This window comes from Streptomyces sp. NPDC088766, assembly GCF_044750845.1.
Classification (GTDB): Bacteria; Actinomycetota; Actinomycetes; order Streptomycetales; family Streptomycetaceae; genus Streptomyces.
In genome coordinates this window covers 46,415-60,714 of the sequence record NZ_JBIVKQ010000031.1, presented here as the reverse complement: position 1 = coordinate 60,714, position 14,300 = coordinate 46,415, and the positions used below count along the sequence as shown (strand labels likewise).

The window sequence follows — 14,300 nt, the reverse complement described above, 5'->3', positions numbered from 1 at the left end:
GGTGGGGGGCGGGGGTGTGCGGGGCCCGGGCGCGGCCCGGGGCGGGGGGGCCCCGCGCCCGGGGGCCGGGGGGGGGGGGGGCCCCGGGGGGGGGCCCCCCCGGCCCCCGGCCGCTACGCGCTTCTGCGCACCCCCGGTGACACCGTGACCTTGGTGACCGCCCAGAACACCGCCAGGGTGGCCAGGGCCATGCCGGCGGTGAGGGTGGCGCCGCCGACGACCTTCTCGTAGTCGCGCTGGTAGAGGCCGTCGATGATGTAGCGGCCGAGCCCGCCGAGGCTGACGTAGGCGGCGATGGTGGCGGTGGAGACGATCTGGATGGCGGCCGACCGCAGGCCGCCCAGGATCAGCGGGAGGGCCACGGGGAGTTCCACCTGGAGCAGGATCCGGGTCTCGGCCATGCCCATGCCCCGGGCGGCGTCCACCGGGGACGGGTCGACGGAGCGCATCGCCTCGTAGGTGGTGACCAGCACCGGCGGGACGGCGAGGACGACCAGCGGGATCATCACGGGCAGCATGCCGAAGCCGATCAGCATCGTCATCAGCACCAGCAGACCGAAGGTGGGCAGGGCCCGTCCGGCGGTGGCGATCAGGGAGAGGGCGTTGCCGCCGCGGCCGTAGTGACCGGTGAGCAGGCCGACCGGCAGTCCGATCAGGGCGGCCAGGCCGAGCGCTTCCAGGGTGTATCCGAGGTGCTCGCCCAGGCGGGTGGGGATGCCGTCGTAGCCCTGCCAGTGGGCGTCGTCGCTGAAGAAGGCGCTGACGAAGTGGAGTACGTTCACCGGGCTGCGTCCTCGATGGCGGGTTCGGCCGGCACGGGCCGGGTCCCGGCGGATCCGGGCGTCGTGCGGCGTCCGGCGCCGCTCGGCATCCACGGGGTGAGCAGGATGCGTACGGCAACCAGCGCGGCGTCGGCGAGCATCGCCAGGACGGCCATGGTGATGACGGCGTTCCAGGCGAGTTCGGGACGGTTGTAGATGGTGGCGTCGTGCAGGAGGTTGCCGAGGGCGCCCTGGTTGCCGATGAGGGTGCCGACGCTGACGAGGCTGATGCTGGACACGGTGGCCACCCGCAGCCCGGCGATGATCGCGGGCACGGCGATCGGCAACTGGACCTGGAGGTAGCGGCGCACCGGCCCGAAGCCCATGGCGGTGGCCGCGGCGAGGGTCTCCTGCGGGACCGAGCGCACCGCGTCGACGATGGCGGGGACCAGTACGACCAGGCTGTAGACGGTCAGCGGGATCATCACGGTCAGCTCGGTCTGGCCGGTGTAGTCGATGAGCACGACGAAGAAGGCCAGTGACGGGATGGCGTACAGCACGGTGGTCACCCACAGCACCGGCGCGTACAACCAACGGAGCCGCACGCAGAGTTGGCCGAGCGGGAGGGCGAGCAGCAGGCCGGCCAGGACGGGCAGCAGTGCCTCGCGCAGGTGCAGTCCGATCAGTCCCCACCAGCTGTGCTGGAGGTCGCTGGGGATGTCGAAGAAGCCGTTCATCGCAGGGCCTTGGGCTGGCCGGCGCTGTCCTCGTGGGCGCCGCGGATCGCTTCGCCGATGACCTGCTGGGAGACGACCCCGGCCGCCCGCCCCTCGCCGTCCACGGCGACCGCCCAGCCGGTGGGCGAGAGCACGGCGCAGTCGAGGGCGGCCCGCAGTGAGTCCTGTCCGGCGACGAACGGCCGCCCGTGGGAAAGCAGTCGGCTCGCGTCGACGTGGCCCGCGGTGAGCCGGTCGGGCTCGCTCCAGCCGAGGGGCCTGCCGTCGACGTCGGTGACGAGGAGGTAGGGCGCTCCGGCGTCGGCGCGGGCGGCGATCTGCTGCGCGGAGGCGTCGACGGCGACGATCGGCGCGGTGAGCAGGTCGAGCCCCGCGGAGGAGAAGAACGACAGGCGCCGGATGCCGCGGTCGGCGCCGAGGAAGTCCTCGACGAACGCGTCGGCGGGGCTCGACAGGAGTTCGGCGGGCGGTGCGAACTGGGCGAGTCGGCCACCGGTGCGCAGGACGGCGACCATGGTGCCGATCTTGACGGCCTCGTCGATGTCGTGCGTGACGAAGACGATGGTCTTTCCCAACTCGTCCTGGATGCGCAGGAGTTCTTCCTGGAGTCCCTTGCGGACGACGGGGTCGACGGCGGAGAACGGCTCGTCCATCAGCAGGACGGGCGGGTCGGCGGCGAGGGCGCGGGCGACGCCGACGCGCTGCTGCTGTCCGCCGGAGAGCTGGTAGGGGTAGCGCTTGGCGAGCGAGGCGTCGAGACCGACGCGGTCCATCAACTCGCGGGCGCGGGCACGGGACTTGTCCTTGCTCCAGCCGAGCAGCCGGGGCACGGTGGCGATGTTGTCGATGATCGTGCGGTGCTGGAAGAGTCCGGCGTTCTGGATGACGTAACCCATCGAACGGCGCAGGGTGTTGACCGGCTGCCGGCGGCTGTCGACGCCGTCGATGAGGATGCTGCCCTCGCTCGGCTCGACCATCCGGTTGATCATGCGCAGGGTGGTCGTCTTGCCGCATCCCGAGGGGCCTACCAGGACGGTGATGGCACGGTCCGGTATCTCGAGGGAGAGGCGGTCGACCGCCACCGTTCCGTCCGGATACCGCTTGGTGACTGAATCTATCCGTATCAAAGCGCCGAACACCCTTCGGGTCTGGCCATGTCTGCCCGCTCTCGACCACGCACGTTCCGAGCCGTTGCGGAGAGAGTCTAGACGGCTTGTGTTGCGGGGGTTTTGACGGGCGGGGCGGGCTTCCCGCGGTCCTTCACCAGATCAGCAGGCCCGCGCCGAGCCGCCGTGCGTACCGCGCGCTCGCCTCGATGCCGTTCAAACGGCTCTCGATGTGCCGGGCGTGCTGTTCGACCGTCCGGTCCGGCGGACGGGTCTCCGTGGCGAGCCGGGTCAACTCGGCCCGGACCAGCGCGATCTCGCTCAAGAAGGCGGGGATGTGACCGGGGGCGACGACGTCGCCGTCGTCGACGTCGACCAGGGCGGGCAGGAACCGGGCGCCGATGCGGCGGATAGACGGCGAACCCCACACCTTCGTACGCCACGACTCGGGCCCGGCGAGATCCGCTCCGTCGGGTCTGTCGTCCTCCTCGATGCCCAGGACGTGGCGTTCGCCGTCCTCGCGCAGCAGGAAGATCTCACTGGTCAGACTCATGCCGGCAGTGGACCATGCGCTACGGCGCCGGAGCGAGGCCTTTTCCCGGCGGCCCGGGGTCTTTCGTGCGGATCGGACCGGATCAGGCCCGCGCGCCCGGCCCGATCCGCACGAGAGACCCCGGCGCACCGGCCCGGGGGTCCGGGGGCGGGGCCGGGCCGGGAAGAGGTGGCGGGGGCGGGTCGGGAAGGGGTGGCGGGGGCGCGGGAGCGCCCACGCCGCCACCGCCGCGCCCCACCCCAGTGCCCGGACCGCGACGACCGCCGCCCCCACCCCCACACTCACGCCGCCCCCGCCCCCGCCCCCACCGACGGGAACCCGGCCGTGCGCAGGACACTTCGCCCCGCGTCGACGGCGTACACCTCGCACCCCGGCAGGCCCGCCGCCCACTCGACGCCCGCCGCGCCCATCGCGAAGGCGGCGGTCGCCACCGCGTCCGCCTCCGTCAGCGTCGCCGCCACGACGCTGACGGACAGCAGTCCGGTCGCCGCCCGCCCGGTGCGCCCGTCGACGATGTGGTCGCCGCGTTCGTAGCGTGCGGAGGTCGCGACGGCCCCGTCGGTCAGCTCCAGCACCGTGCACAGCCGGTCGGCGATCTCCGGGTGCCGTACGCCCACCCGCCACGGGCCGCCGCGGACGACGACGTCGCCCCCGGCGTTGAGGCAGAACCGCCCCGCCCCGGCGGCGGCCAGCCGGTCCGCGGCCCGCTGCACCGACCAGCCCTTCACGACGGCGCAGGGATCGAACCCCCGCCCCGGCAGCCGGGCGTCGAAGGCGCCGCCGGTGGCGACCCGGTAGCGCTCGCACAGGTCGAGGATCTCCATGAGGTCCGCGCCGATCCGGGAGGCGGGCAGCTCGCCCCGGCCGTACCGGGACACCTCGCTCGCCGCCCGGAACGGGCTGAACCGTTCGTCGGCCTCGCGCAGCCACGCGAACACGGCGTCCGCGGCCTCGGCCACCGCACCGGTGCCGTCCGGGCCGTCGACGGCGTCCTGCGCGTCCGGGCCGTCGACGCGCAGGGAGACCGGGAACCCCATCACGTGTTCGACGCGTTGCACGTCAGGCGCCCTTCGCGTCGATCGCGGCCTGGAGGGACTCCTTGTAGCCCTCGCTGGTGAGCGTCGCACCGGACACCGTGTCGATGTCCGCGCTCTGCGCCTCCAGCGTCTCCGAGACCAGCGTCGGCACGGCCGCCGTCGTCTGCGGATGGTCCGGCTGCCTCACCATCCGCACCGCGGTGATCTCGCCCCCCTCGAAGGTGACCTCCACCTGCACGTCACCCTTCTCGGTGCGCACCGTCGTGCCCCTGACGACGACGGCACCGGAGGACGAGGTGGCGGACGGGACGGAGGGCGTCGACGCCGGCGCGGCGGCCTGCGTGGACGCGGTCCCAGTCGACGGCTGGTAGCGCCAGACGGGGACGAGTCCGACGGCGGACAGGACCAGGACAGGTATGGCTCGCTTCACGATGTCTCTCTCATCCCGCCAGGCTGAAGCGCTCGAAGTGGATCTGCGTCCGGGGCACGCCCAGCGCGCGCAGGCTGCCCAGGACCGCGTTCATCATGGGGGGCGGTCCGCACAGGAACACGTCCCGGCCGGCGATGTCCGGCACGAGGCGCAGCAGTTCGCCGGGGGCCAGCCGGTCGGGCACGGGCGGCCCGGTGACCAGGTGCAGCTCGGCGCCCTTGAGGTGGGCGAGTTCGCGCAGCTCGTCGTGGAGGACGGCGTCCCGCTCGGAGCCGACGCGGTGGATGACGACGGCGTGGCCGTGCAGTTCCTCCAGCAGGGCGCGGACGGGGGTGACGCCGACGCCGCCGGCGATCAGCACGGCGTCGGGCCGGGTGCGGTGCATCGCGGTGAAGGCGCCGTAGGGGCCCTCGGCGAAGACGCGGGTGCCGGGCCGCAGGTGCCGCAGTGCCGCGGAGCCCTCGCCGGCGGCCTTGGCGGTCAGGCGCAGGCCGCGGCCGTCGGGCGCGGCGGACAGGGAGTACGGGTTGGCCTGCCACCAGCGGTCCCTGGTGAGGAACCGCCACAGGAAGAACTGGCCGGCGCGGGCCGGCAGCCGGTCCAGGTCGCGGCCGGTGATGTACACGGAGACCACGTCGTCGGACTCGGGGACGACGGCCTCGACGCGCAGCCGGTGGCGCAGGTTGCGGTACAGCGGCAGCGCGAGCCGGCCCGTGAACACCGAGCCGAGGGCGACGCTCCACAGGGTGTACCAGTACGCCGTGGCGGCGGACGACGTGGTGAACGTCGTCCCGGCGGCGACCTGGTGGGTGAAGGCCAGCACCACGGCGACGTAGGTGTAGAGGTGGATGAAGTGCCAGGTCTCGTACGCCAGTCGGCGGCGGGCCCAGCGGGCGGAGACGCCGCCGACGACGAGGATCAGGCCGAGCGCGACGACCGCGCGGAACACGCCCTCGACGGTCTCGGCGAGGTCGACGAGCTGGCTGACGGGGTCCATGGTGGAGGACCGGGCGTAGCCGAAGGTGACGAGGACGACGTGCCCGAGCAGGGTCCACAGCAGGCCGAAGCCGGTCCAGCGGTGCCAGTTCGTGAGCCGGTCCATGCCGATGCGGCGGTCCAGCCAGGGCAGCCGGGCGACCAGCAGCAGCTGGAACGCCATCAGCAGGGCGGCGTAGAGGCCGACGAAGCGGCCGAGCACGAGCAGGGCGTTGGAGGCGAAGCCGGCCTGGACGGCGAAGAGGGTCACGACGGCCGCGTTCGCGGCCGGCACGGCGTACAGACCGGTGCGGGCCACGACCGCGGGGCGTATCGCCGTGGGGGGTACGGGGGGCGACTGGACGGTCGTCACGGACGGGAAACTCCTTGATCGGGTCCTCAGGACACCGAGCTTTGCCGCCCGTTGCTGTCGATACCCTGTCGTACAACTTTCAAGAGGATATCGATGTCGGCCCGTCGGCCTCCGGGGTCCGGTGCAGCGGAGTGCGTGGCGCAGTATGAACGTGTGGAAAAAGTACGACTCCTGGTGGTGGACGACGACCCGCCGATCGCCGATCTCGTCGCGACGGTCGCCCGCTACGAGGGCTGGGACGCGGTCACCGCGAACACGGGCGAGGAGGCGCTGCGGCGCGCCGCGGAGTTCCGTCCGGACATCGTGGTGCTCGACCTGATGCTGCCCGACCTCGACGGCTTCGGCGTCCTGGACCGGCTGCGCCGCTCCGGGACGATGGTGCCGGTGGTCTTCCTGACCGCCCGCGACGGGGTCGCCGACCGGGTCGCGGGGCTCACCCGCGGCGGTGACGACTACCTGGTCAAACCGTTCGCGGTCGAGGAACTGATGGCACGGCTGCGGACCGTGCTGCGCCGCAGCGCGGGCCCGGCGTTCCAGCGGTCGGTGCTGCGGGTGGGGGACCTGTCGATGGACGAGGACACCCGTGAGGTGCGACGCGGCGACAGCGCGCTGACGCTCACCCCGACCGAGTACGAGGTGCTGCGCTACCTGATGCGCAAGTCGCCCACGGTCCTCACCAAGGCGCAGATCCTCGACCACGTGTGGGAGTACGGCTTCGGCGGCCGCTCCAACGTGGTGGAACTGGTGGTCAGCCGGCTGCGCCGCAAGCTCGACGCGACGGGCGAGCCGCTGATCCAGACGGTGCGCGGATTCGGGTACGTCATCCGGCAGGCCGCCGAGTGATCCGCCGGGCCCGGGAGTCGTACCGCAGGCTGCGGCTCGGCACCCGGCTCGCGCTCGGCCTGGGCGCACTGTCGCTGGTGGTGTTCGCGGTGGTCGGCACGGCGCTGACGGCGTACATGCGGGACTACCTGGAGCACCAGCTGGGCTACCAGATGAAGGTCGTCCAGACCGTGCAGTCCAAGGACGCCGCGGCGCACGGCACGGTGACGCAGAAACCGTACTGGGGCTGGTTCTCCGCGGTGTACGACGTGTCGGGCGGCTCGGCCGTGCTGCGGCAGCCCGCCGACATCCCGCACGACATCCGCCCCCTCACCCGGTTCGCCGAGGCGATGGCGCGCTCGGACTCCGAGCTGCTGCGCACCGTGCGGCTCGACGGCGAGGGCGTGTACCGGCTGCGGGCCTGCGAGGTCCGTCCCGGTGTGGTGCTGGTCAGCGCGGCGCCGATGAAGGACATCGACGACACGATCGAGCGGCTCGTCACCGTGCAGGTCGTCGCCTTCGGCCTGGCGCTGCTGGGGCTGGTGGCGGCCGGGCGGGCACTGCTGCGGCGCGGCCTGAAGCCGCTGAGCGACATGGCGCACACCGCGCACGGCATCGCCTCGCACGACCTCACCGAGTCGGCGTCCCGGCTGCACCTGCGGGCCGACGCCCCCGGTGGCGGGCCGGAGGTGGAGGAGCTGCGCACCGCGTTCAACACGATGCTGGAGCACATCGACGACTCCCTCACGGTGCGTGCCGGGGCCGAGCAGCGGCTGCGCCGTTTCGTCGCGGACGCCTCGCACGAACTGCGCACCCCGCTGATGTCCGTGCGCGGCTACGCGGACCTCTTCCAGTACGCGGCCGCCAACGAGCCCGGGGAACGGGACAGGCACCTGGCCCGGCTGCGCGCCGAGGCGGCCCGCATGGGCGTGCTCCTCGACGACCTCCTGCTGCTGGCGCGGCTGGACGCGGCGGAGGTGGAGACCCCGCTGCGGACGGAGGACGCGGACCTGGTGGAGCTGGTCGAGCAGGCGGCCGACGCGTTCCGCGCGAGTCACCCGGACCGTCCGCTGACGGTGGCGCCGGGCCCGGCGTCGGTACCCCTGCGGCTGGACCCGCAGCGCGTCCGGCAGGTCCTGGACAACCTCCTCACCAACGCGGCCGTGCACACCCCGCCCGGCACCCCGGTCTCGGTGGAGGTGTCACCGGCCCCGCGCACGGTGCGGGTGCGCGTCGTCGACGAGGGTCCCGGCATCCCGCCCGGCGACCGCGACCGCGTCTTCGACCGCTTCTACCGCGTCGACAAGGCCCGCAGCCGCGACCGCGGCGGCAGTGGCCTCGGCCTGGCGGTGGCCCGCTCCCTGGCCGAGGCCCACGGAGGGAGCCTCGACCTGGACGACGACCCGGCGCGCACGGTCTTCACCCTCACGCTGCCCCTGCGACCGGTCCGGTGAGGTACGGGGCCGCGCGGGCCGAGCCCCGGCGGCCGCCCCGTGGACGAGCGGTCGGCGCGGCGGGCAGACGTCCCACAGCACCGCGGCCGCCCCTCCGCCCGCGCACCGTCGGCTCGCGGACACCGCACCGTCACACCGGAGGGGAACGTTTCTCCCCGTCCCCTCCCCCTGCGGGGCCCGCCCGCCGAGTTCCCACCGCCCGCCGTCCGCCCGCTCACCGACCGCGGCCGTGGCCGGTGGATGCGCGGGCGGCAGGAACCGGCCGGACGCGCCCGCCCCGATCCGTCACCCCGCCGCGCGCGGACGTGACGCGGAAGGACGCCGTGCTCCGTGTCCCTGATGTCCTCACCCTGGCCGGCTACGGCACCCCCTCGCCCTGGCCACGACCACCGTCATCGGCTACCGCGTCCTGACGGTCTGGCTCCCCCTGCTGCCAGGCATGCTCGTGTCTGTCGGCGCTCGTGCAGCGGAAGGTGCTGTGAGGGGCGGTGGGCGCGGGGCGCCGGCGGGCGCGGGTGGGTGTCAGCCCTCGGTGGGCGTCAGCCCTCGGTGGGCGTCAGCCCTCGGTGGGCGTCAGCCCTCGGTGGGCGTCAGCCCTCGGTGGGCGTCAGCCGCAGCGAGATGCTGTTGATGCAGTACCGCTGGTCGGTGGGGGTGGCATAGCCCTCCCCCTCGAAGACGTGGCCGAGGTGCGAGCCGCAGCGCGCGCAGCGCACCTCGGTCCGCACCATGCCGTGCGAGCGGTCCTCGATCAGCTCCACCGCGTCGGTGTCCTTCGGGTCGAAGAAGGACGGCCAGCCGCAGTGGGACTCGAACTTGGTGTCGGAGGTGAAGAGTTCTGCGCCGCAGGCCCGACAGGAGTAGACGCCGGTCGTCTTGGTGTCGGTGTACTCACCGGTGAACGCGGGCTCCGTACCGGCCCGGCGCAGCACGGCGTACTCGGCCGGGGTCAGTTCCGCCCGCCACTGCTCGTCGGGCTTTTCGACGTCGTACGACATGAAGGCCAACCCCTCTACTTCTGTGCGAGACGGTCCAGGATGCGCGGGCCCAGGTCCGTCACGTCGCCCGCGCCCATGGTGAGAACGAGATCACCGGGCCCGGCCATTCCCGCGATCACGGACGGCACCTCGTCCTTGTCGTGCACCGGGGTGACGGCGGCGCCCGCGGCCCGGCCGGCGTCGATGATCAGCTCGCTGGTCACGCCGGGGATCGGGTCCTCGCGGGCGGGGTAGATGTCCAGGACGACGGAGGCGTCCGCGAGGGCCAGCGACTGTCCCATCTCCTTGCCCAGCTCCTGGGTGCGGGAGAACAGGTGCGGCTGGAAGACGACGAGGATGCGGGCGTCGCCCGCGGCGGCGCGCATCGCCTCCAGGTCGGCCGTCATCTCCGTCGGGTGGTGCGCGTAGGAGTCGATGACCTGCACTCCGGCCGCCTCGCCCTTGAGCTGGAGGCGGCGCTTGACGCCGGTGTAGGCGGCCAGGGCGGGTGCCAGCTCGGCGGCCGGGACCCCGAGCGAGACTCCGGCGACCAGCGCGGCGACGGCGTTGTGCGCGTAGTGGCGGCCGGGCACGGAGACCGCGAAGGTCAGCTCCTGTCCGTCGAGCAGGACGGTGACCTCGCTCTTCAGCCCCTGGGCCACCACCGACAGCACGCGCACGTCGGCGTCCTCGGCCTCCCCGTACGTCACCACCCGCACGCCCTCGACCCGCCGGGTCAGCTCCCGCGCGCCCTCGTGGTCGGCGGAGATCACCAGCGTGCCGCCGGGCACGATCTTCCCGACGAACGTCTCGAAGGACTCGTAGATCTCTTCCATCGACGCGTAGTTGGCGTGGTGGTCCAGCTCCACGTTGAGGACGATCGCAACCTCGGGGGCGTACTTGTGGAAGCTGCGGTCGGACTCGTCGGCCTCGGCGACGAAGATCTCGCCGTCGCCGTGCAGCGCGTTGGAGCCGGGCGCGTCCAGGTCGCCGCCGATGGCGTACGAGGGGTTCAGGCCCAGCTCGGACAGCGAGACCGCGAGCATGGAGGTGGTGGTGGTCTTGCCGTGCGTGCCGGCGACCGCGATCGGCCGCAGGCCGTCCATCAGCCGGGCGAGGGCGTCCGAGCGGTGGACCACCGGAATGCCCAGCTCGGCGGCGCGGGCCAGCTCGGGGTTGTCCGCGCGGATCGCCGACGACACGACGACGCAGCCGGCGTCGTCGGCGAGGTGCTCCGCGGCGTGCCCGATGTGCACGGTCGCCCCGAGCGCCCGCAGTGCCTCGGCGGTCGCGGACTCCTTGGCGTCGCTGCCGGCCACCTCGGCCCCGCGCTGGGCCAGGATCTTGGCGATCCCGGACATCCCGGCCCCGCCGATGCCGATGAAGTGCGGTCGGTCCATGGCGGAAGGAAGGCCGGGTGCCATGCGTGTCTCTCCCAGATGCGGTACGACGGTGACGCCCCCACCCTATTCCGCGAACCGGCCACGGCCGACCAGGGGCGCGGCGAACGTCGCCCGCCCCGCGGCCGAGGCCCGCCACACCCACCCCAGGGGCCCGGGGAACCGGGCGGGACCGGCCACGGCCCGCGGCAGACCGCCCCGGTACCCGGCCAAGGGCCACCCCACCCACCTCAGGGGCGCGGGGAACTGCGCGACCGGCCACGAACGACCGCGAGCCGCCCGCTCACCCGCACCTCACCGCGCACCCCGCACCCCGCACCCCGCGGCGCACGGCGCACGGCGCACGGTCCAACCGGCCGACACCGGTCACATCGCCCCCGCAAGGCCGACGGCAGTCACACCACGGTCACGCCTTGCTGTGCGAGAACAGCTTCAGTACCGGCACCCCCACCTTGTGCCGGGCTCTGGACGCCCAGTCGCGGTGGAAGAACTCCTCCACGTAGTGCGGATCGGTCAGGACGATCACCTCGTCCGCCCCGGTCTCCTCGACGAGCGTCTTCAGCGCGTCCAGCGGGTGGTCCTCCACCAGCCGCCCCACCGCCTCGTTGCCGGCGGCGTGCAGGGCCTGCAGGGACACGTCCAGGGCCCGGACCCCGAACCCCTTGGCCTCGTCGCCCTCGGGCGTCTCGCCCTCCTTCGCCGCCTCGTCCAGCTCGCCGAGCGCGACGTCGTCGATGGCCCGCAGCAAGCGGTCCGCCTGATCGCCGCGCGGCTGGAGCAGTACGTGGAACGAGACCGGCTCGTCACCGTGCAAAGTGGTGACGAACTCCACGTCGGCGGACGTCAGGGCCTTCTCGATCATCAAAACGCTTGTGAACACCAGCGCCTCATTCTCCTTCGAGGACCCCCGTGGCCCTCAGTCCTCCGCGGGCCGTCCAGGCCCGTGCGGAAACCATCCTTCCCCGTGTTTCCACGGGGTCTGCGTGTTCTAGTCTGCCCACCCGAAGCCAACCGGAACGGAAGGTTCCGCCGAATTCGGCTTCCGGGGTGTCGCCCCCGCCTTCCCCGGCGGCGCCCCGTCACGCCCCCTTCCGTCCGGCACGTCGGACCCGCCCGTACCGGCTGAACAGGAACCCGTCCTCCTCCAGGAGAGACACCAGGGCGAACCGTTGCGGAACGGCGACCTCCGGTCCGCCCGCGATGCGCTGCGCGCCGCCCGCGGTGAGCATCGGGGAGAGGGTCAGGCACAGCTCGTCGAGCACCCCGGCGGCCACCAGCTGCCCGAGCAGCCGGGGACCGCCCTCGGTGAGCAGCCGGGTGTGCCCGAGGGCGGCGAGGGCCCGGACGGCCCGCGCGGGGTCGACTCCCGCCCCGTCCCCGGCGGTCACCACCCGGGCGCCGGCCCTCTCGGCCGCCGCGACCCGGTCGGGGGCCGCCGCCGCGCCGGTCAGGACCAGGGTCGGGACCAGCGGGGAGGTGAAGAGGGGCAGCGAGAAGTCCAGGTCCAGGCCGGCGCTGACGATCGCGATCGCCGGGGCGGCGCCCTGCCCGGCCGCCTCCCGGCGCGCCGCGAACTCCGCACGCGCGCGGGCCGGGCGGTACTGCTCCCGGCGTACCGTTTCGGCACCGACGACCACCACGTCGGCGAGCGCCCGCAGGGTGCCGAAGACGCGCATGTCGGTCGCGTGGGAGATGGGCTGGGAGCGCCCGTCGTGCTGGGCGGCACCGTCGAGCGTGGAGACCATGTTGGCGCGCAGCCAGGGCACGGGCCCGCCGGGGCCGGGCTCCGGGTAGGCGTAGGCGTCGGCGAGCTCGTCGAGGCTCCACTCACGGGCCTCCGGTGCCGCACCCCCCTCGCCCGGAGTGTCGGCCACTGTCTGGTCGGTCACAGGGAACAGCCGTCGCATGCCAGGCAGTCTGGCACGGCGCTTACCATGGGGAACCGTGTCGTCCTCCCATTCCGCCCCCGGCCTCGACCCGATAGCCGACGCGGCCCCCGTGTCCCTCTGCGCCCGCGAGCCGCGTGTCCCCGCGGACCGGCTGGTCGCGGAGATGGTGCCGCCGCCCCGGTTCGACTCGGTGCGCTTCAGCACCTACCTCCCCGACCCGAACCAGCCCAGCCAGACGCGGGCGGTGGAGGTCCTGGAGGACTTCGCCGCGGGTCTCGGCGGGGCGCACGCCGTCGGTTCCGCCAGACGGGGGTTCCTCGGCCTGGGCCGGGCGAAGGCACCGAAGGCCCCGGCCGGCCCGCGCGGCGTCTACCTGGACGGCGGGTACGGCGTCGGCAAGACGCACCTGCTGGCGTCCCTGTGGCACGCCACCCCGGCCGAGCCCGCGCTCAAGGCGTTCGGCACCTTCGTCGAACTGACGAACCTGGTGGGCGCCCTCGGCTTCCAGCAGACGGTGCGGACCCTCTCCGGTCACCGGCTGCTGTGCATCGACGAGTTCGAACTGGACGACCCGGGCGACACCGTCCTGGTCTCGACGCTGCTGGGCAAGCTGGTCGAGGCGGGCGTCGCCCTCGCGGCCACCTCCAACACCCTGCCGGGCAAGCTCGGCGAGGGCCGGTTCGCGGCGGCCGACTTCCTCCGGGAGATCCAGGGACTGTCCGCGCACTTCCGCGCCCTGCGCATCGACGGCGAGGACTACCGCCACCGCGGCCTGCCCGAGGCCCCGGCGCCGCACTCCGAGGAACAGGTGACGAAGGCGGCGTACGCCACCGCCGGGTCCTCGCTCGACGACTTCCCGCGCCTGCTCGACCACCTCGCACGGGTTCACCCCAGCCGCTACGGCGCGCTGACCGATGGCCTGAAAGCGGTCTGCCTCACCGACGTCCGGCCGGTCCCCGACCAGTCCACGGCGCTGCGCCTGGTCGTCCTCGCCGACCGGCTGTACGACCGCGAGGTGCCGGTGCTGGCCTCCGGACTCCCGTTCGACCGCCTGTTCAACGACGAGATGCTGAACGGCGGTTACCGCAAGAAGTACTTCCGGGCGATCTCCCGCCTCACCGCGCTGGCCCGCGACGCCAAGCGGCTCGTCGAGCCCGCCTGAGCGTCCGCCCACCCCGGCCGGGGGCCGGTTCGCGCCACTCCACCCTCGTTTTTGAGGCGCAGTTCGTCTCGAAACGCGGAGTTAACCCTGCAAACAACTTTGCAGGGTTAACGTGTTTCTTGACCAGTGGTTGACCAACCATTGGTTCGGAGTAGAGGCGTGAAACGGCCGGGAGGGGGCGCATGTTCCGAGGTACGACGGCCAGGACCGTGGTTTCGCTCCTCGCCGCCACCCTGCTGGCATTACCGTTCTTCACACTTACCTCTTCCTTCGCACACACGCACACGGCCCGTCATGTCGAGGCCAAGGCTCAGCCCGGAATCAAGCTCTCCGCCACGCCCGCGCGCGACGAGATCTCCCCCTCCCGCCCCTGCGGCCGGTCCGGCAAACCCTTCGACCCCCTGCGCCCGCGCGACCGGCACCGCGCCACCGTCACCGCCGATCCGGCGCCGCAGCAACCCGAGCGCCCCCGGTCGGTCCAGGACCCGGCGGGCGGACACCGCGGCACCGGCCCGGCCGGCCTCCACCGGCACTGGTCGAGATCCTCGGTGGCCCACTCCCCGGCGGCCCTCCAGGTCTTCCGCTGCTGAGAGCGGCCTTCCGCTGCCGAAGCGGCCTTCCGCC

At 73.1% G+C, this 14,300-nt stretch carries 15 protein-coding genes and 1 pseudogene; 5 read left to right on the top strand and 11 right to left on the bottom strand.

The window, feature by feature from the left end; translation table 11 throughout:
- Window positions 1-113 precede the first annotated feature (113 nt).
- From ACIP5W_RS31730 to ACIP5W_RS31700, 7 genes are all read right to left on the bottom strand, one after another.
- Window positions 114-782 (bottom strand): ABC transporter permease, encoded by a 669-nt coding sequence (locus ACIP5W_RS31730; protein WP_401480839.1) that lies wholly within the window; start codon window positions 780-782, stop codon window positions 114-116.
- The gene (locus ACIP5W_RS31725; RefSeq protein ID WP_401480837.1) at window positions 779-1,498 is read right to left on the bottom strand and encodes an ABC transporter permease; all 720 of its coding nucleotides are present in this window, start codon (window positions 1,496-1,498) and stop codon (window positions 779-781) included. The genes ACIP5W_RS31730 and ACIP5W_RS31725 overlap by 4 nt, the downstream gene beginning before the upstream one ends.
- A complete protein-coding gene (locus ACIP5W_RS31720) occupies window positions 1,495-2,625 on the bottom strand; it encodes an ABC transporter ATP-binding protein (RefSeq protein WP_401480835.1) in 1,131 nt (376 codons plus the stop codon). The genes ACIP5W_RS31725 and ACIP5W_RS31720 overlap by 4 nt, the downstream gene beginning before the upstream one ends.
- 133 nt (window positions 2,626-2,758) lie before the next feature.
- Complete coding sequence (locus tag ACIP5W_RS31715) at window positions 2,759-3,157, bottom strand: hypothetical protein (RefSeq protein WP_401480833.1); 399 nt, start codon at window positions 3,155-3,157, stop codon at window positions 2,759-2,761.
- A 281-nt stretch (window positions 3,158-3,438) separates the two neighbouring features.
- Complete coding sequence (locus tag ACIP5W_RS31710) at window positions 3,439-4,194, bottom strand: FAD:protein FMN transferase (RefSeq protein WP_401480886.1); 756 nt, start codon at window positions 4,192-4,194, stop codon at window positions 3,439-3,441.
- Between the two features lie 22 nt (window positions 4,195-4,216).
- Window positions 4,217-4,624 carry an FMN-binding protein gene (locus ACIP5W_RS31705; RefSeq protein ID WP_401480831.1) on the bottom strand — a complete coding sequence of 136 codons (408 nt, stop codon included), beginning with the start codon at window positions 4,622-4,624 and terminating at the stop codon, window positions 4,217-4,219.
- A gap of 10 nt (window positions 4,625-4,634) precedes the next feature.
- Entirely contained in the window at window positions 4,635-5,972 is a 1,338-nt protein-coding gene (locus ACIP5W_RS31700; protein ID WP_401480829.1) for a ferric reductase-like transmembrane domain-containing protein, read from the bottom strand.
- 153 nt (window positions 5,973-6,125) lie between these two features.
- On the opposite strand from ACIP5W_RS31700, the gene ACIP5W_RS31695 reads away from it, so the two are divergent.
- The 3 genes and pseudogenes from ACIP5W_RS31695 to ACIP5W_RS31685 all read left to right on the top strand — a co-directional run.
- Window positions 6,126-6,815: a response regulator transcription factor gene (locus tag ACIP5W_RS31695; RefSeq protein ID WP_401480827.1), complete on the top strand. Its 690-nt coding sequence runs from the start codon at window positions 6,126-6,128 to the stop codon at window positions 6,813-6,815.
- A complete protein-coding gene (locus ACIP5W_RS31690; protein WP_401480825.1) occupies window positions 6,812-8,248 on the top strand; it encodes a sensor histidine kinase in 1,437 nt (478 codons plus the stop codon). Before ACIP5W_RS31695 ends, ACIP5W_RS31690 begins: the two co-directional genes overlap by 4 nt.
- 367 nt (window positions 8,249-8,615) lie before the next feature.
- A pseudogene (locus ACIP5W_RS31685) lies at window positions 8,616-8,730 on the top strand (UPF0104 family protein); the annotation flags it as partial.
- Window positions 8,731-8,838: 108 nt separating this feature from the next.
- Here ACIP5W_RS31685 and msrB read toward each other — a convergent pair.
- The 4 genes from msrB to ACIP5W_RS31665 form a co-directional block, all read right to left on the bottom strand.
- On the bottom strand, window positions 8,839-9,246 hold the full coding sequence (msrB, locus tag ACIP5W_RS31680; RefSeq protein WP_401480823.1) for a peptide-methionine (R)-S-oxide reductase MsrB: 408 nt from the start codon (window positions 9,244-9,246) through the stop codon (window positions 8,839-8,841).
- Between the two features lie 14 nt (window positions 9,247-9,260).
- Complete coding sequence (gene murC, locus ACIP5W_RS31675) at window positions 9,261-10,649, bottom strand: UDP-N-acetylmuramate--L-alanine ligase (protein ID WP_401480821.1); 1,389 nt, start codon at window positions 10,647-10,649, stop codon at window positions 9,261-9,263.
- Between the two features lie 382 nt (window positions 10,650-11,031).
- Window positions 11,032-11,505 carry an indole-3-glycerol phosphate synthase gene (locus ACIP5W_RS31670; RefSeq protein WP_363090436.1) on the bottom strand — a complete coding sequence of 158 codons (474 nt, stop codon included), beginning with the start codon at window positions 11,503-11,505 and terminating at the stop codon, window positions 11,032-11,034.
- Between the two features lie 199 nt (window positions 11,506-11,704).
- Window positions 11,705-12,532, bottom strand: coding sequence for a pyrimidine reductase family protein (locus ACIP5W_RS31665; protein WP_401480819.1), 828 nt, complete (start codon window positions 12,530-12,532; stop codon window positions 11,705-11,707).
- 37 nt (window positions 12,533-12,569) lie between these two features.
- Between ACIP5W_RS31665 and zapE the strand changes: the two genes are divergently transcribed.
- Window positions 12,570-13,676 (top strand): cell division protein ZapE, encoded by a 1,107-nt coding sequence (gene zapE / locus ACIP5W_RS31660; RefSeq protein ID WP_401480818.1) that lies wholly within the window; start codon window positions 12,570-12,572, stop codon window positions 13,674-13,676.
- A gap of 182 nt (window positions 13,677-13,858) precedes the next feature.
- Window positions 13,859-14,266 carry a hypothetical protein gene (locus ACIP5W_RS31655; RefSeq protein ID WP_401480817.1) on the top strand — a complete coding sequence of 136 codons (408 nt, stop codon included), beginning with the start codon at window positions 13,859-13,861 and terminating at the stop codon, window positions 14,264-14,266.
- Window positions 14,267-14,300 lie beyond the last annotated feature (34 nt).